At 74.3% G+C, this 16665-nt stretch carries 13 protein-coding genes and 2 pseudogenes; 9 read left to right on the top strand and 6 right to left on the bottom strand.

Annotated features, from left to right (window positions below; genetic code table 11):
• Positions 1-230: 230 nt before the first annotated feature.
• The 4 genes and pseudogenes from ABTY40_RS19035 to ABTY40_RS19020 all read left to right on the top strand — a co-directional run.
• A pseudogene (locus ABTY40_RS19035) lies at positions 231-1349 on the top strand (helicase-associated domain-containing protein); the annotation flags it as partial.
• A gap of 216 nt (positions 1350-1565) precedes the next feature.
• On the top strand, positions 1566-3302 hold the full coding sequence (locus tag ABTY40_RS19030; protein WP_352060560.1) for an FG-GAP repeat domain-containing protein: 1737 nt from the start codon (positions 1566-1568) through the stop codon (positions 3300-3302).
• 168 nt (positions 3303-3470) lie between these two features.
• Positions 3471-5111: a DNA repair helicase XPB gene (locus ABTY40_RS19025; RefSeq protein ID WP_352060559.1), complete on the top strand. Its 1641-nt coding sequence runs from the start codon at positions 3471-3473 to the stop codon at positions 5109-5111.
• 205 nt (positions 5112-5316) lie between these two features.
• The gene (locus ABTY40_RS19020; protein WP_352060558.1) at positions 5317-7356 is read left to right on the top strand and encodes a HelD family protein; all 2040 of its coding nucleotides are present in this window, start codon (positions 5317-5319) and stop codon (positions 7354-7356) included.
• 37 nt (positions 7357-7393) lie between these two features.
• Here the strand turns inward: ABTY40_RS19020 and ABTY40_RS19015 are convergent, their stop codons facing one another.
• From ABTY40_RS19015 to ABTY40_RS19005, 3 genes are all read right to left on the bottom strand, one after another.
• Complete coding sequence (locus ABTY40_RS19015) at positions 7394-8299, bottom strand: aminoglycoside phosphotransferase family protein (RefSeq protein ID WP_352060557.1); 906 nt, start codon at positions 8297-8299, stop codon at positions 7394-7396.
• A 219-nt stretch (positions 8300-8518) separates the two neighbouring features.
• Positions 8519-9208 carry a copper homeostasis protein CutC gene (locus ABTY40_RS19010; protein ID WP_352060556.1) on the bottom strand — a complete coding sequence of 230 codons (690 nt, stop codon included), beginning with the start codon at positions 9206-9208 and terminating at the stop codon, positions 8519-8521.
• 50 nt (positions 9209-9258) lie between these two features.
• Complete coding sequence (locus ABTY40_RS19005) at positions 9259-10260, bottom strand: DUF8832 domain-containing protein (protein ID WP_352060555.1); 1002 nt, start codon at positions 10258-10260, stop codon at positions 9259-9261.
• Positions 10261-10437: 177 nt separating this feature from the next.
• Here ABTY40_RS19005 and ABTY40_RS19000 point away from each other — a divergent pair, with 177 nt between their 5' ends.
• From ABTY40_RS19000 to ABTY40_RS18990, 3 genes are all read left to right on the top strand, one after another.
• Positions 10438-10728 (top strand): cation transporter, encoded by a 291-nt coding sequence (locus tag ABTY40_RS19000; protein WP_352060569.1) that lies wholly within the window; start codon positions 10438-10440, stop codon positions 10726-10728.
• 128 nt (positions 10729-10856) lie between these two features.
• Positions 10857-13124, top strand: a complete 2268-nt coding sequence (locus tag ABTY40_RS18995; RefSeq protein ID WP_352060554.1) for a heavy metal translocating P-type ATPase — start codon at positions 10857-10859, stop codon at positions 13122-13124.
• Position 13125: 1 nt separating this feature from the next.
• Positions 13126-13431, top strand: a complete 306-nt coding sequence (locus tag ABTY40_RS18990; protein WP_502990617.1) for a metal-sensitive transcriptional regulator — start codon at positions 13126-13128, stop codon at positions 13429-13431.
• A gap of 203 nt (positions 13432-13634) precedes the next feature.
• On the opposite strand, the gene ABTY40_RS18985 is transcribed toward ABTY40_RS18990, so the two are convergent.
• Both ABTY40_RS18985 and ABTY40_RS18980 read right to left on the bottom strand, forming a co-directional pair.
• Positions 13635-14246, bottom strand: a complete 612-nt coding sequence (locus ABTY40_RS18985) for a LysE family transporter (RefSeq protein ID WP_352060553.1) — start codon at positions 14244-14246, stop codon at positions 13635-13637.
• Positions 14243-14551 carry a DUF2087 domain-containing protein gene (locus ABTY40_RS18980; protein ID WP_345278721.1) on the bottom strand — a complete coding sequence of 103 codons (309 nt, stop codon included), beginning with the start codon at positions 14549-14551 and terminating at the stop codon, positions 14243-14245. Before ABTY40_RS18980 ends, ABTY40_RS18985 begins: the two co-directional genes overlap by 4 nt.
• 166 nt (positions 14552-14717) lie before the next feature.
• Between ABTY40_RS18980 and ABTY40_RS18975 the strand changes: the two genes are divergently transcribed.
• Complete coding sequence (locus ABTY40_RS18975) at positions 14718-15362, top strand: dihydrofolate reductase family protein (RefSeq protein WP_352060552.1); 645 nt, start codon at positions 14718-14720, stop codon at positions 15360-15362.
• 53 nt (positions 15363-15415) lie between these two features.
• On the opposite strand, the gene ABTY40_RS18970 is transcribed toward ABTY40_RS18975, so the two are convergent.
• Entirely contained in the window at positions 15416-15709 is a 294-nt protein-coding gene (locus ABTY40_RS18970; RefSeq protein ID WP_352060551.1) for an antibiotic biosynthesis monooxygenase, read from the bottom strand.
• Positions 15710-15872: 163 nt separating this feature from the next.
• On the opposite strand from ABTY40_RS18970, the pseudogene ABTY40_RS18965 reads away from it, so the two are divergent.
• Positions 15873-16625, top strand: a pseudogene (locus tag ABTY40_RS18965) (tyrosine-type recombinase/integrase); the annotation flags it as partial.
• Positions 16626-16665: the final 40 nt, after the last annotated feature.

Here is a 16665-nt window from a genome sequence, read left to right as displayed (position 1 = left end):
CACCGGCATCCGGCGCGTCGACCGCGAGTCGATGACCGTGACGGTCGAGTCCGGCGGGCCCGGTCGGCGGCGGCCGGTCCGCGTCCGGTGCCCCGGCCGACGCGACGGCCCCGGCGGGCGGCACTGGTACGGGAAGGCCCGGCGCGCCGGGCGGCCGGCAGCACGGCACGTACGGCTCCGGCGGCCACGGCACCCCCTCGTACACCACCGGTTCGTACGGCCCGGGTGGTCCCGCCCCGGACCTGCGGGCCCGGATCGCGCGGTGGACCCTGGAGGAGGCCGAGCTGCTCGGGATCACCGGGCGCGGCGCCCTCTCCACCGCGGCCCGCGCCCTGCTGAACCTGCCGCTCGACGAGGCCTGGGACCCCACCGGCCACGCGGGCGAGGTCGAGCTGTCGGTGGCCGCCGAGCGGGCGGCGGAGCTCCTGGCGCCGCTGTTGCCGGAGCCCGTCGACCACGTCCTCCTCCAGGCCGACCTGACCGCCGTCGCGCCCGGCCCGCTGCTGCGCCCGCTCGCCGACGCGCTCGCCGTCCTGGCGGACGTGGAATCGAAGGGTGGCGCCACCGTGTACCGGTTCACGCCCGGTTCCGTGCGGCGTGCCCTGGACACCGGCCGGACCGCCTCCGACCTGCACGACTTCCTCACCGCGCACTCCCGCACGCCGGTTCCGCAGCCGCTCGCCTACCTGATCGACGACGTGGCGCGGAAGCACGGCCACCTGCGGGTCGGCGCCGCCTCCGCGTACGTGCGCTGCGACGACGACGCCCTCCTCGGCGAGATCCTCGCCGACCGGCGCTCCGCCTCCCTGCGGCTGCGCCGCCTCGCCCCGACCGTGCTGGCGGCGCAGACCGATCCGGCGGCGCTGCTCGACGGGCTGCGGGCCCTGGGGTACGCGCCGGCGGCCGAGTCCGCCGCGGGCGACGTCCTGATCACCCGCGCCGACGCGTACCGCACCCCGGCCCGTACGGCTCCGGTGCCCGTCCCGGACGGGCCGCCCGCCCCCGACGCGACCCTGCTCGGCGCGGCGGTCCGGGCGATCCGGGCCGGTGACCGGGCGGCCACCGCGGTACGGAAGGAACCGGCCGCCCCGGCCCCCGCGGCCGCCGGCGCGCTCCCGCGCACCTCCGCCGCCGAGACCCTGGCCACCGTCCAGGCCGCCGCGCTCACCGGCTCGGCCGTGTGGATCGGTTACGTCAACGCCGAGGGCGCGGCGAGCCAGCGGGTCATCGCCCCGGTGCGGGTGGAGGGCGGCTTCGTGACGGGGTACGACCACACGGCCGACGAGGTCCGCACGTACCCGCTGCACCGGATCACGGGTGTCGCGGAACTGGCGGACGACCAGGTGTAGGGCCGCGGGCGCGGGCGCGGCGCGCGGGACTCCGGGCCGCGGAATGCTCCGTTCCCACCGGCGATGTCCCGGTCCCGTCACAGCGGGATCACCGCGCCGCTCCAGCACCACCCCACCGCCGAACACCCCTTCACCAGCGGTTTTCCGAGCCGTAACGTGACGCACGCCTCCCGGGGAACGGGCGGCGCACACCACGTCCCGGGGGGGATCACTCACATGTTTGCCCGTGCCACCGCTCGCCGTCTCCGTCTCGCCGGCTGCACCGCCCTCGCCCTCGCCACCGGCATGATCACCGCGGGCCAGGCCGTCGCCGCCGAGCCGCCCGTCGCCTCCGGGAAGCCCGCCGCCGTCGTCCCCGCCGTACCCAACCCGGGCAGCGCCACCGCGGTCACCCTCGGCCCGGAGGCCGCCGCCCGGGCCGCCGGCCCCCGGCTCGACCTGAACGCGAACGGCACCGACGACCTCCTCCAGCGCGCCCCGGCGGGCGGCTGGACCGTCCGCTTCGACGACGGCACCGAGGCCCGGTTCACCTTCTCCGCCGGCGGCACCACCGCCGGCGGCGACTTCAAGGAGGTCGTCCCGGTCGGCGACCTCGACGGCAACGGCAAGCCCGAGCTGCTGACCGTCCGCACGCAGGGCGAAGTCGCGCTCTGGACGGCCGAGGGCACCGGGGCCACGGCCACCGGCTGGACCTCGGGCGGCTGGCACGTCTTCAGCACCGTCCTCGGCGCCGGCGACCTGACCGGTGACGGCCGCCTCGACCTGCTGGCCCGTACCCGCACGGGCTCCCTCTACGTCTACGCGGGCACCGCCACCGCCGGCACCACCAGCCCGTACAGCAGCCCGTACGCGATCTCCGGCCCGGCCGCCGACAACCTGCTGAACCGGGAACTGATCACCGGTTACGACCTGAACCGCGACGGTCTCGCCGACGTGGTCGCCCGCACCGGCGGACTCCTCACCTTCCACGCCGGAACCGGCAACCCCAACACCCTCTTCGCCGAGCCCGTCACCATCGGCACCGGCTGGCACCGGCTCGGCGAGATCCTGGCCCTGGGCGACGCCGACGGATCCGTCAGTCTGCTGGCCCGGGACAAGGCCGGCCCGAACGCCTGGACGTACCCGGGCCTGGGCGACGGCCGCCTCGGCGCCTCCACCCTCGTGACGAAGCCCTTCCACCAGGCCCTCGGCCTCGCCGGCGACAGCGCCCCCAACGGGACGTACGGCAAGAGCAGCCTGCTCGCCAAGACGGCGGACGGCACCCTGGTCTACTACCGCGTCAACGGCTCCCACACCGGTTTCGAGGCCCCGATCGGCTTCCACGCCCTCGGCAACCCGCTCCGGCCCTCCGACAGTGTGATCTGGGCGTCCTCCCTCACCGAGGGCGCCGACGGCACCGCCCTCAAGATCTCCGGCGGCCGGCTCCACGCGCTGCGTGCCACCGGCGACGTGGACCTCGGCGGCGGCTGGGACGCCTACGACACCGTGATCGGCGCCGGCGACCTGACCGCCGACGGCCGCGGCGACCTGCTGGCCCGCGACCGGGCCACCGGTGACCTGTGGCTGTACCCGGGACGCGGCACCGGCGAGGGCTTCCTCGGCCGGATCAAGGTCGGCACGAACTGGAACACCCTCGACACGCTCGCCGGTGCCGGTGACGTCACGGGCGACGGCACCGCCGACCTGATCGGCCGGGCCACCGACGGCCGCCTGTGGCTCTACCCCGGAACCGGCCAGTCGGCCGCCCCGTTCACCCGGCCCGTCCCGGTCGGCTCCGGCTGGCAGGGCATGACGGCCGTGGTCTCCCCCGGCGACGTGAACGGCGACGGCCTGGCCGACCTGACGGCCCGCGACGCCGCCGGCACCCTGTGGCTCTACCCGTCCACCGGCGCGGGCTACGACGCCCGCGTCACCCTCGGCGCGGGCTGGAACTCCTTCACCGCCCTCAGCTGACCAACCCCGCCCGCGTCACCCCACCACGGCCCCCGCTTGAGCGTCCCCCCGGACGCCCCGGCGGGGCCGTGCCGCGTCGGTCCGGCCGTGACAAGCGGCGCGCTTCCGGCACACTGGAGGATTGGCCGTCACGGGACGGCCCGCCAGGCCGGAAGGACCCGATCACAGGTGAATGGACCTCTCATCGTCCAGAGCGACAAGACACTGCTCCTGGAGGTCGACCACGAGCTCGCCGAGGCGTGCCGGCGGGCCATCGCGCCGTTCGCCGAGCTGGAGCGGGCGCCCGAGCACATCCACACGTACCGGGTGACGCCACTCGGGCTGTGGAACGCGCGGGCCGCCGGGCACGACGCCGAGCAGGTGGTGGACGCGCTGGTGGAGTTCTCGCGCTATCCGGTGCCGCACGCGCTGCTCGTGGACGTCGCGGAGACCATGGCCCGCTACGGGCGGCTCACGCTGTCCAAGCACCCGGTGCACGGGCTGGTGCTCACGACCACCGACCGGCCGGTCCTGGAGGAGATCCTCCGGTCGAAGAAGGTGCAGCCGCTGGTCGGGGAGCGGATCGACCCGGACACGGTGGTCGTGCACCCCTCGGAGCGGGGGCAGATCAAGCAGACGCTGCTGAAGCTGGGCTGGCCGGCGGAGGACCTCGCCGGGTACGTGGACGGGGAGGCGCACCGGATCGACCTGGCCGAGGACGGCTGGGCCCTGCGGCCGTACCAGCAGCAGGCCGTCGAGGGCTTCTGGCACGGCGGTTCGGGTGTCGTCGTGCTGCCCTGCGGCGCGGGCAAGACGCTCGTGGGGGCGGGCGCGATGGCGCAGGCGAAGGCGACGACGCTGATCCTCGTCACGAACACGGTGTCCGCGCGGCAGTGGAAGAGCGAGCTGGTGCGGCGGACCTCGCTGACGGAGGACGAGATCGGCGAGTACTCGGGGACGCGGAAGGAGATCCGGCCGGTCACCATCGCCACGTACCAGGTCCTCACGACCAAGCGGAAGGGCATCTATCCGCACCTGGAGCTGTTCGACTCCCGTGACTGGGGACTGATCGTCTACGACGAGGTGCACCTGCTGCCGGCGCCGGTGTTCAAGTTCACCGCCGACCTCCAGGCGCGGCGGCGGCTGGGTCTGACGGCGACGCTGGTCCGCGAGGACGGGCGCGAGTCGGACGTGTTCTCGCTGATCGGTCCGAAGCGGTTCGACGCGCCGTGGAAGGAGATCGAGGCGCAGGGATACATCGCGCCGGCCGACTGCGTCGAGGTGCGGGTGAACCTGACCGACGCGGAGCGGCTCGCGTACGCGACGGCCGAGGCCGAGGAGAAGTACCGGTTCTGCGCGACGACGGCGACGAAGCGCAAGGTGACGGAGGCTCTGGTGAGGAAGTTCGCCGGCCAGCAGATCCTCGTCATCGGGCAGTACATCGACCAGCTGGACGAGCTGGGCGCGCACCTGGACGCCCCGGTCATCAAGGGCGAGACGTCGAACGCGCAGCGGGAGAAGCTGTTCGACGCGTTCCGCAACGGGGAGATCAACGTGCTCGTCGTGTCCAAGGTGGCGAACTTCTCCATCGACCTGCCGGAGGCGACGGTCGCGATCCAGGTGTCGGGCACGTTCGGCTCGCGCCAGGAGGAGGCGCAGCGACTGGGCCGGGTGCTGCGGCCGAAGGCGGACGGTCACCAGGCGCACTTCTACTCGGTGGTGGCGCGGGACACGATCGACCAGGACTTCGCGGCGCACCGGCAGCGGTTCCTGGCGGAGCAGGGGTACGCGTACCGGATCGTGGACGCGGACGAGCTGCTGGGCGGGTAAGGCCTCAGGGCGGGGGCCGGCGGCTGGTCCGGTCGGGGCGCGGGTGGGGCGCGGGGGCGGGGAAATCGAGTGGCCCGGGCGGCGGGGCCGCAGCTACACTCGCCAGCTTCCCGCCTCCCGCCTCGTCCCGTGGAGCGCCGCCGTCCGGTCGGAAACCGGCGGCCACTTCGTCGTGTCCGTGTACGTACCGCCCGGAGGCTCCACCGTGTCCGCATCCGACCCGCTCTCCGACCCCCTCGCACGCGAGCGCGCCCACCTGGCGGCGTCCCGCGCCGCCCTGCGCGCGATGCGCGAGGACGTGGAGGCGCTCGACATCAAGGACGTCACGGCGAACTGGGTCAACTCGCTCGTCCTCGGCCGGCAGATCGAGGAGCGCATCAAGGCCCTCGCCGACCTCGCCGACACCCCGCTGTTCTTCGGCCGGCTCGACTATCTGCGCACCGCGCAGGAAGGCCAGCGCTTCTACATCGGGCGGCGGCACGTCCACGACGCCGACGGCGAGCCGATGGTGATCGACTGGCGTGCGCCGGTGTCGCAGCCGTTCTACCGCGCGTCGCGGAAGGACCCGCAGGACGTGGGGCTGCGGCGCCGCTTCGGCTACACGGGCGGCGAGCTCACCGCGTACGAGGATGAGCACCTCTCGGATCCGGGCGAGGAGGAGCGGACGAGCCGGTTGCTCCAGGCCGAGATCGAGCGGCCCCGTGTCGGCCCGATGCGGGACATCGTGGCGACGATCCAGCCCGAGCAGGACGAGATCGTCCGGTCCGGTCTGTCGGGGACGGTGTGCGTGCAGGGAGGGCCCGGGACCGGCAAGACGGCGGTGGGTCTGCACCGCGTCGCGTATCTGCTGTACGCGCACCGGGAGCGGCTGGCCCGCACGGGAACGCTGGTGATCGGGCCGAACCGGTCCTTCCTCCACTACATCGAGCAGGTGCTGCCCGCGCTCGGTGAGCTGGAGGTGCAGCAGGCGACGGTGGACGACCTGGTGGCGCACGTGGAGGTGCGGGGGACGGACGCGGCGGCGACGGCGGTCGTGAAGGGCGACGCCCGGATGGCGGAGGTGCTGCGGCGGGCGGTCCGCTCCCACGTGTCGATGCCGAAGGAGCCGCTGATGGTGGTGCGCGGGTCCCGGCGCTGGCGGGTGCCGGCCTACGAACTGGAGGAGATGGTCCGGGAGTTGCTGGACCGGGACATCCGGTACGGTGCGGCCCGCGAAGCGCTTCCGCAGCGCATCGCGCACGCCGTCCTCGTCCGGATGGAGGAGGCGGGCGAGGCGCCCGACGACCGGGTGCAGAACGCGGTCGCGCGGAACACGGCGGTGAAGGCGGTGGTCAACGCCTGCTGGCCGGCGGTGGATCCGGCGAAGCTGGTGCTGCGGCTGCTGAGCGACGCCGACTTCCTGGCCGAGCAGGCGGACGGCCTCCTCGACGAGGAGGAGCAGAAGCTGCTGCTGTGGGAGAAGCCGGCGCGCGGGGTGAGGTCGGCGCGGTGGTCGGCGGCGGACGCGGTGCTGATCGACGAGGCGAAGGACCTGGTGGAGCGGACGCAGTCGCTCGGGCACGTGGTCCTGGACGAGGCGCAGGACCTGTCGCCGATGCAGTACCGGGCGGTGGGGCGGCGGTGCACGACCGGCTCGGCGACGGTCCTCGGCGACCTCGCCCAGGGGACGACGCCGTGGGCGACGGAGAGCTGGGCGCAGGCGCTGGCGCACCTGGGGAAGCCGGAGGCGGTGGTGGAGGAGCTGACCGCCGGTTTCCGTGTGCCGCGCGAGGTGATCGCGTACGCCTCGCGGCTGCTGCCGCACATGTCGCCGGGGCTCGCGCCGGTGGAGTCGGTGCGGGAGAACCCGGGTTCGCTCGCCGTGCGCCGTACGGAGCCGGGCGCGCTGGACGCGGAGGTGGTGGCGGCGTGCCGGGAGGCGCTGGAGCACGAGGGCTCGATCGGTCTGATCGCGGCGGACGCGCGGATCGCGCCGCTCGGGGAGGCGCTGGCGGCGGCCGGGCTCGCGTCTCTCTCGCCGGGTGAGGAGACCACGGCCGTGTCGCGTCTGACGCTGGTGCCGGCCTCGCTCGCGAAGGGTCTGGAGTACGACTACGTCGTCCTGGACGAGCCGGCGGCGGTCGTGGACGGCGAACCGGACGAGCGGACGGGGCTGCGGCGGCTGTACGTGGCGCTGACGCGTGCGGTGTCGGGGCTGACGGTGGTCCACGCGGCGGAGCTGCCGGAGCAGTTGGGCGGCGTCTGACCCCGCCGGCCGGGGGCGGGACCGGGTCCGGTCCCGCTCACCTGCCCGCGAGGTGGTCGGCGAGGGCCTCCGCGCGGGTGCGGCGGGCGACGGCGGCGAGGACGGGATTGGTGCTGCGGTAGTGGTCCTCAGTGACGACGCCCCAGCACAGGGCCCAGCCCCGGCCCCGGGCCCAGGTGGCGTCGTCGACCTCCGCCGCCTCGCGGAAGAGGGGACGGGTTTCGGCGGTGAGCAGCGACCAGGCGGCCATCATGTCGCAGGCCGGGTCGCCGGTGCCGAGGCCGCCGAAGTCGATGACGGCGTGGAGGCGGCCGTCGCGGGTCAGGAGGTTGCCGGGCAGCAGGTCGGCGTGGACCCAGACCGCCTCGCCCCGCCACTGCGGCAGGGCGAGGGTGCGCTCCCAGGCGTCCGTCGCCGCGTCGGCGTCGAGGTCTCCGGTGGCGGCGAGGCCGCGGATCGCGCCGGGCATGGCGCCCTCCTCCCACGCGGTGACGGGGCCGCCCCGGAAGGAGGCGGGGCCGCCGGTCGCGTCGACGCGGCGCAGGGCGGCGCCGAAGCGGCCGAGGGCGGTGGCGGCGTGGGCGAGGTCGGTGACGGGGGCGGTGAAGGCGTCCTGGCCGTCGATCCAGCGGTAGACGGACCAGGGCAGGCCGAAGCCCTCGCCGGGGGCGCCGAGGCCGACGGGTTCGGGCACGGCGAGCGGCAGGTGCGGTCCGATCCGGGGCAGCCAGCGCTGTTCCTTCTCGACCTGCCGTACCGCCCAGGCGGCCTTCGGCATCCGCACCACCAGCTCGTCCCCGAGCCGGAACATCGCGTGGTCGGTCCCGGCCGACTCCACCTCGCGCACGTCGAGCGCGGACCAGCGCGGGAACTGCGCGGCGACGAGCCGTCGTACGAGCGGCACGCCGGCGACGGGACCCTCACCCTGCGGGGAATCGACCATGCGCGGGAGGCTAACGGGGCGGGGCGGGCGGGGACCACGGGTTTTCCCGGGAGCGGGAGCGCGGATGTTCGCCCGCGACCGCGCCGGACCACGGATGTTCGCGCCCGGCCGCGCCGGACCACGGATGTTCGCGCCCGGCCGCGCCGGACCACGGATCTTCGCCCGCGGCCGGTGCGGGACCTGGGGTTTTCGCGTGTGCCTCGCCTGGGCGGGACTCCCTCAGCCGTCCAGTGCCTCGCGCCAGGTGCGGACCGCTTCCGTGGAGACCGGGGCGGCCCAGCCGGCGGGGCGGGCCGCGCCGCCGATGTGGAAGGCGGTGAGTCCGGCGGCGCGGAGGGCGGGGAGGTGGTCGAGGCGGAGGCCGCCGCCGACCAGGATCTGGGGTTCGTAGCCCGGTTCGCCGGTGCGGGCGGCCTCGGCGGTGAGGGTGGCGAGGCCGTCGTCGACGCCGCCGGCCGCGCCGGCGGTGAGGTAGGTGTCGAGCCCCGGCAGGTCGGCGAGGCTCTTGCGGAGGGCGTCGCGGTCGGCGGCGCGGTCGATGGCGCGGTGGAAGGTCCAGCGGCAGCCGTCGAGGACGGCCATGAGCCGTTCGACGGCGACCAGGTCGGGTGCGCCGTCCGCCGTGAGGAAGCCGAGGACGAACTCGTCCGCCCCGGCCTCCCGCAGTTCGGCCGCCCGGCGGACCAGCGCGTCCACGTCGCCGGCGGCGAAGCCGTCGTTGAGGCGGAGCATCACGCGCAGCGGGATGTCGACGGCGGCCCGGACGGCGGCGAAGCGGGCCGTGGACGGGCTGAGGCCGTCCGCCGCCATGTCGGTGACGAGTTCGAGCCGGTCGGCGCCGCCGTTCCGGGCGGCGACCGCGTCCTGCTCGTCGAGGGCGATCACCTCAAGGACTGCACGGTTGCTCATCGAGCCCATTCCTCCACGAAGACGGCGACAGGTCTAGTCCAATGACCAGACTAGCCGTGCGAGTGACCGGGCGCATCGTGCCCGTCACCGCCGGTTCCGGTCGTGGCGGGCGCGGGGGCCTCGGCGGGAGTCTTCCCGCTCGCGCCCGCCGTCACCGTGAAGGCGGCCGTCCGGACCTTCCCCTCGTGCTGGAAGTCGAGGAAGAGCCGGTACGTGCCCGCGCTGGGCGCCGTCGCCGTGAAGGAGACGTCGGGGCCGGGGCCGCCCTCGTTCGGGTGCACGTGGAGGTAGGCGAGGTCGCCCTGGCGCAGGGCGACGAGGTGTCCGTACGCCCCGAGGTACGGCTCCAGGTCGGTGACGGGCTTGCCGCCCTTGGTGACGGTGAGCCGCAGTTCGCCGGCCTTGCCGGGGTCGAGGGTGCCGCCCAGGCGGACCTGGTAGCCGTCGACGGTCGCGGTCGGCGCGGCGGCCGGGAGCGGCCGGGGCGCGTAGGCGCCGGGGACGGCGAGGTCGGCGCCGAGGGTGAGCGCCTTGGCGCCGGGGGCGGCCGGCGTGAAGTCGGCGAAGGCCTTGTAGCCGCCGGCGGCGGGCAGGTCGACGGCGGTCGTCCAGGTGCCGTCGGGCGCCTTCTCGGGGTGCAGGTGGCGGAAGACGGTGAGGTCGCGCGAGGCGACGATGAAGTGCAGTTCCTTGCCGTGTTCGGTGGTGAAGGCGGTGACGTTCTCGCCTGCGGCGTCCTTGACGGCGAACTTCAGGACGCTGCGGCCGACGGTGGTGGTGGGGGTCTGCAGGGCGAGGGTGTAGCCACCGTCGGAGACCTGGAGGCCGCCGGGAAGGTGGGCGGCGGGCGCGGCGGCGCCGTCGCCCTCCCCGTGTCCGGCGTGCCCGTCGGCGCTCGCGCTCGCGCGCGCCGAGGGGGCGGCGGCGTGCTCACCGTGCGCGGCCTTCGCCGGCTCAGCGACGGGGCCGACGCCCTGGCCGATCCCGTAGGCGGTCCCGAAGGTCGCGGCGAGCGCGGCGGCAAAGGCAGTGATCTTCACTCCGGTGTTCATGACTGCTCTCCCGTACGTGAGGGGCGGGCGTACCGTTCGATACTCCTCAGGATACCCCTGGGGGGTATCAAGTCAAGCCGGACCGACACTTGCGTCGAATACCACCGGGGGGTATACATGGATCACGAAAGGATACCCCCCAAGGGTATCTACCGCCGTCTGGACGAGGAGAGAGCCATGGGCTCCTGCTGCACCCCTGACCACAGCTGCTCCACCAACGCCGGCGAGGCCACCACGGCCACCGCCGTCGCCGAGAGCACCACCACCGTCTACGCCGTCTCCGGCATGACCTGCGGCCACTGCCGTACCGCGATCACCACGTCCGTCGGCGCCCTCGACGGCGTCCTCTCCGTCGACGTGGACGTCGCCGGCGGCCTGGTGACCGTGACCACCGGCGGCGCCCCCGACGACGCCGCCGTCGCCGCCGCCGTCGACGACGCCGGTTACGAGCTGACCGGCCGCGCCTGACCCGCACCGCCACGACCGACCCGGCCGCCGGGGCCCGACCGACATCCGCCGGGCCCCGGCCCCCGCCCCCCTCCGGGACGCGCCGCTGGGGCGCACCCAGCGTCAGCAGGAAGAAAGAGGAGCAGGAAATGACCACGACCACTCCGGGCACCGCCCAGGTCGAGCTCGCCATCGGCGGCATGACCTGCGCCTCGTGCGCGGCCCGGATCGAGAAGAAGCTCAACCGCATGGACGGCGTGGAGGCGACCGTCAACTACGCGACGGAGAAGGCGAAGGTCACCTTCGCCGCCGACATCCCGGTCGCCGACCTGATCGCCACGGTCGAGGCCACCGGCTACACCGCCGCCGAGCCCGAGCCGCCGAAGACCGACACCGCCGGGAGCGACGACGGCCCCTCCGACGAGGAGAAGGCCGACGAGGAGCTGCGCCCGCTGAAGCAGCGGCTGGTCACCGCGGTCGCCCTGGCCGTGCCGGTCATCGCGATGGCGATGGTCCCGGCCCTGCAGATCGAGTACTGGCAGTGGCTGAGCCTCACGCTCGCCGCGCCGGTCGTCACCTACGCCGCCTGGCCGTTCCACCGGGCCGCCTGGACCAACGCCCGGCACGGCGCCGCGACCATGGACACCCTGATCTCGGTCGGGACCGCCGCCGCGTTCCTGTGGTCGCTGTGGGCCCTCTTCTTCGGCACCGCCGGCACCCCCGGCATGACGCACCCCTTCGAGTTCACCATCGCCCGCACCGACGGCGCCGGGAACATCTACCTGGAGGCCGCCGCCGGCGTCACCGCCTTCATCCTGGCGGGCCGCTACTTCGAGGCCCGCTCGAAGCGCAAGGCGGGCGCCGCGCTCAAGGCGCTGATGCAGCTCGGCGCCAAAGAGGTCACCGTCCTGCGCGACGGCCGCGAGGTCACCGTACCGACCGCCGAACTCCAGGTGGGAACGCGCTTCCTGGTCCGTCCGGGCGAGAAGATCGCCACCGACGGCACCGTGGTCGAAGGCTCCTCCGCCGTCGACGCCTCCATGCTCACCGGGGAGTCCGTGCCCGTCGAGGTCGGCGTCGGCGACTCCGTCACCGGCGCGACGCTGAACGCCGGCGGCCGCCTCGTCGTCGAGGCCACCCGCGTCGGCGCCGACACCCAGCTCGCCCGGATGGCCAAGCTCGTCGAGGACGCGCAGAACGGCAAGGCCGCCGCCCAGCGGCTCGCCGACCGGATCTCCGCCGTCTTCGTGCCGGTCGTCATCGCGCTCGCGCTGGGCACCCTCGGCTTCTGGCTGGGTACGGGACAGGGCCTGACCGCCGCGTTCACCGCCGCCGTCGCCGTACTGATCATCGCCTGCCCGTGCGCCCTGGGCCTGGCCACCCCGACCGCCCTCATGGTCGGCACCGGCCGCGGCGCGCAGCTCGGCATCCTCATCAAGGGCCCCGAGGTCCTGGAGACCACCCGCAAGGTCGACACGATCGTCCTGGACAAGACCGGCACCGTCACCACCGGCCGGATGACCCTCCTCAAGGTGCACACCGCGGACGGCGTGGACGAGACCGACGTCCTGCGTCTCGCGGGCGCCCTGGAGCACTCCTCCGAGCACCCCGTCGCCCAGGCCGTCGCCACCGGCGCCGCCGCGAAGGCCGGCACCCTGCCCACCCCCGAGGACTTCGCGAACATCCCCGGCCTCGGCGTCCAGGGCGTCGTGGAGGGCCACGCCGTCCTCGTCGGCCGCGAGAAGCTGCTCGCCGAGTGGGCGATGGAACTGCCCGCCGGGCTCAAGTCCGCGAAGGACGAGGCCGAGAAGGCCGGGAAGACGGCCATCGCGGTCGCCTGGGACGGCGAGGCCCGCGCGGTCCTGGAGGTCGCCGACGCGATCAAGGAGACCAGCGCGGAGGCCGTCCGCCGGCTCAGGGCCCTCGGGCTCACCCCGATCCTGCTGACCGGTGACAACAAGGCGGTCGCCGAGTCCGTCGCCGCCGAGGTCGGCATCGGGGAGGTCATCGCCGAGGTCATGCCGCAGGACAAGGTCGACGTGGTCAAGCGCCTCCAGGCGGAGGGCCGTTCGGTCGCGATGGTCGGCGACGGCGTGAACGACGCCGCCGCGCTCGCCCAGGCCGACCTGGGCCTCGCGATGGGCACCGGCACGGACGCCGCCATCGAGGCCGGCGACCTGACCCTCGTACGGGGCGACCTGCGGGCGGCGGCCGACGCCATCCGGCTCTCCCGCAGGACGCTCGGCACCATCCGCTCCAACCTCTTCTGGGCCTTCGCGTACAACGTGGCCGCCCTCCCGCTGGCCGCGGCGGGACTGCTCAACCCCATGATCGCCGGTGCCGCGATGGCCTTCTCCTCGGTCTTCGTGGTCGGCAACAGCCTGCGGCTGCGGGGCTTCCAGCCCGCCGACAGGTGAGGTGACGGACCGACAGGAGGCCACCGTGGCCGGTGACGGGCAGCACAAGGAAGACATCATCAGGCGCCTGCGGCGCATCGAGGGGCAGGTCCGGGGGGTGCAGCGGATGGTCGACGAGGACGCCTACTGCATCGATGTCCTCACCCAGGTCTCCGCCGTCAACGCGGCCCTCCAGTCCTGCGCGGTGGCCCTCCTGGACGAGCACCTCAGCCGCTGCGTCACCGAGGCCGTCGCCCAGGGCGGGGAGCAGGCGAAGGCGAAGGTGGACGAGGCGTCCCGGGCGATCGCCCGGCTGATCAGGACCTGACGGAGCACCGGAAACCGGCCGCCCTCGCGCGGGGAGTCGCAGACTTCCGCGCGGGGGCGGCTCGCGTGTGGGTGCGCACGGCGGGGGTCGGATGCCCCCACCGGTCGCCGCGGGCAGGGCGCGGACTGCGGCCCGACAGGCCATGGCCGGTCTGCGCCAGGCCGGGCGGAAGGCCCACGTGGTGTCGGGCTCGGGCGCCGGACTCACACCAGGATCCCCACCGCCAGGGCGGCGATCAGGGCACTGGACGCGAGGCCGGTCGCGAGGCGGGCGCGCGGGGACGAGAGGGTGTGGCCCAGCAGGGTGCCGGTCACGGCGAGGAGCAGCTGCCAGCTCGCGGAGGCGGCGAAGGCCGCCAGGACGAAGGCCGTCGCGGCGGCCGGGCCCCGCACGGGGCTGCCGCCGAGGACGAGCGCGGTGAAGTAGAGCACCGTCATCGGGTTGAGGATCGTGATCCCCAGGAAGGTGAGGTACGCCCGCCGGGGCGGGACCCCGGGCGGCGCGGGAGCCCCGGGACCGGCGCGGTGGGCGCGCACGGCCGTACGGCAGGAGAGCGCCGCCAGGACCACGAGGACCAGGGCGGAGGCCCAGCGCAGGGGGGTCGTCACCGGGGCCAGGACGGGGACGAGGGCTGCGCCGCCGAGGACGGCGGCCAGGGCGTACACCCCGTCGGCGGTGGCGACGCCGAGGGCCGCGCCCACTCCCGCACGCCACGGGCCGCGGGCCGCGACCGCCACCAGGTGGGCGCCGACGGCGCCGACCGGGATCGCGATGCCGTAGCCGGCCAGCAGGCCGGCCACCACCGCGGCCGTCACGCGACGGCGGGGATCGCGCCTCCGGTGCCGGTGGGCCGCTGCTGTCGGCGGTAGGCCGCGCCGTCCTTCGTACGGGCCAGGAAACCGCCCACCACGAGGTAGCGGCGCAGGGCCGGGAAGTCCTCGTGCACCGAGGTCAGGGCCTCGTTGACCTCGGCCTCACGGTAGGTGCGGCCGGCCTCGAAGAGCGTCTCGGCGAGGTGCGCGAGGAGCGCCTCGCGGCGGGCGGGCCTGCGCGGGATCGCCTTCAGGCGCCCGTCGGCGGCGAAGAGGTCCGCGACGGGGCGGACGGGATGACTGGTCATGGGGGGAAGCGTGGCGGCCGGGGGGCGGACGCCGCAAAGGGTTTTCGGGTCTCTCGGGGCTCGGCCCCCGGCCTGCCCGAGGTCCACCGGCGATGAGTTCTCCGCCCCGGACCGGTCTCCTCTCCACCGACCGCGCGACGCGCGGCCCTACCCCTGGAGGACACCCGTGGAGCAGTTGCTGCGCGTCCAGAACTTCGTCGTTTCCAGTGACGGCTTCGGCGCCGGTGAGGGCCAGTCCCTGGAGCGGCCCTTCGGCCACGCCGACCCGACGGAGCTGTTCGCCTGGGCGGGCGCCACGGCGAGCTGGCCCCGGCGCACCGACCCGGGCGGCAGCCGCGGCCTGGACGACTACTTCACCCGGGACTTCACCCGAAACATCGGCGCGGAGATCATGGGTCGCAACAAGTTCGGCCCGCAGCGCGGCCCGTGGCAGGACCACGAGTGGCGGGGCTGGTGGGGCGACGAGCCCCCGTTCCGTACCCCCGTCTTCGTCCTCACCCACCACCCGCGGCCGTCGTTCACGCTCTCCGACACCACGTTCCACTTCGTCGACGGCGACCCGGCGTCCGTCCTCGCCCGCGCCCGGGAGGCCGCCGCGGGCAAGGACGTGCGCCTCGGCGGCGGGGCGACCACGATCCGCGCGTTCCTGGACGCGGACCTGGTCGACACCCTGCACGTGGCGGTCTCCCCGGTGAAGCTGGGCACGGGCGTACGGCTCTGGGAGTCGCCCGACGAGCTGCGCGACCGCTACCACCTCGACGTGGTGCCGAGCCCGAGCGGCGTCACGCACCACGTGTTCTGGCGGAAGTGAGCCGACGGGCGCCTCCCGGCACAGGGCCTTCGCAGTCCCGGATGTCCGCCGGCTCAGCCGGGGAGTTCGCCGCGCAGCATGACGTTCACGGCCTGCTGGACGTGCGGCACGGCCGTCGGGCTCCCGGCCCGCTCGAAGAGGGGCCGGGCGTGCTCCGCGAAGGCCCGGAAGTCCTCCTCCGACTCCCAGAAGTCCACCACCCGCCACCCCCCGCTCCCGTCCGGCCCGGCGGCGTGCGCGATGAACCCGGCCGGCGGGAACCACTCGGCGGCCATCATCTGCCGACTGGACTCCCGGTACTGCTCCTCGGTGCCGCCGGGAATCTCGACGGTGACGATCACGGCCATGCTGTTGCTCCCACCTCGGCCCGCACGACGAACGACCCGAATGGCTCAGCCGCCTCCAGGAGCGGCTTTCGGACGGCGGAGCTGCCTAGCTGAACCGTAACCGCACTGGCAGATGCCGCAGCAGAGCCGGTTGCGGACGTCTTAGGCGGTGAGTAGTGGTGTCGTAAACGCCCTGGAGCATGCCGAACGTGAGGAAGAGATCCCGCGCACCGGCACCCCACGGCCCCGACGCTTCGAACCCCTCACCACCGACGAAGCCCGCCAGTTCCTCACCGCCGCCCAGGACCACCGGCTGCACGCGCTGTTCGAACTCGCCCTCCACACCGGACTCCGCAAGGGCGAACTCCTCGGCCTGCGCTGGGAAGACCTCGACCTCGACGCGGGCACCGCCGCGATCCGCCGCACCTTGCAGCGCACCGCCGCAGGCGGGCTCACCACGCTGCCCACCAAGACGCGGGCCTCCGAGCGCCGCATCGCGCTTCCCACCCGCTGCGTCCAGTCGCTGGAGCTCCACCATGAGCAGCAGAAGGGCGAGCGTGATGCCGCGGGCACCACGTGGCAGCACGACGGGCACGTGTTCACCACCACGCAGGGCCGACCGATCGACCCGACCAACCTCACCCGCACCTTCATCACACTCCTCCGCAAGGCCGGCCTCCGCCGCATCCGCTTCCACGACCTCCGGCACTCGACCGCCACCTTGCTCCTGGAGCAGGGGGTTGAGCTGGTCGTGATCAAGGAACTTCTCGGCCACGCCCACATCGGCGTCACCGCCACCGTCTACGCGCACGTCCGACTCCGCCTCCAGCGAGACGCCATCGACACCCTCAGCACCGCACTCGGCAGCCCGGAGACCACCAAGACGGTCAGCTCCGACGGCGACGAGCCGCCACCCTGCGCCGCCCTCGTCCGCTGACGTTGCCGTCAACTACTGCCGTCACCCCACGCAGAAGCCC

It is taken from the genome of Streptomyces sp. NPDC126503 (genome assembly GCF_040302405.1).
In the GTDB taxonomy this organism is placed as follows: Bacteria; Actinomycetota; Actinomycetes; order Streptomycetales; family Streptomycetaceae; genus Streptomyces; species Streptomyces gulbargensis.
This window is presented reverse-complemented; position numbering and strand designations above follow the sequence as displayed.

Excerpts from the sequence above, each read along its gene's own strand:
- ABTY40_RS18970 (WP_352060551.1), bottom strand. The coding sequence starts at position 15,709 with ATGGCCGTGATCGTCACCGTCGAGATTCCCGGCGGCACCGAGGAGCAG.
- ABTY40_RS19010 (WP_352060556.1), bottom strand. The coding sequence starts at position 9,208 with ATGAGCAACCGTGCAGTCCTTGAGGTGATCGCCCTCGACGAGCAGGAC.
- ABTY40_RS19030 (WP_352060560.1), top strand. The coding sequence starts at position 1,566 with ATGTTTGCCCGTGCCACCGCTCGCCGTCTCCGTCTCGCCGGCTGCACC.
- ABTY40_RS19015 (WP_352060557.1), bottom strand. The coding sequence starts at position 8,299 with ATGGTCGATTCCCCGCAGGGTGAGGGTCCCGTCGCCGGCGTGCCGCTC.
- ABTY40_RS18995 (WP_352060554.1), top strand. The coding sequence starts at position 10,857 with ATGACCACGACCACTCCGGGCACCGCCCAGGTCGAGCTCGCCATCGGC.
- ABTY40_RS19005 (WP_352060555.1), bottom strand. The coding sequence starts at position 10,260 with ATGAACACCGGAGTGAAGATCACTGCCTTTGCCGCCGCGCTCGCCGCG.
- ABTY40_RS19000 (WP_352060569.1), top strand. The coding sequence starts at position 10,438 with ATGGGCTCCTGCTGCACCCCTGACCACAGCTGCTCCACCAACGCCGGC.
- ABTY40_RS18980 (WP_345278721.1), bottom strand. The coding sequence starts at position 14,551 with ATGACCAGTCATCCCGTCCGCCCCGTCGCGGACCTCTTCGCCGCCGAC.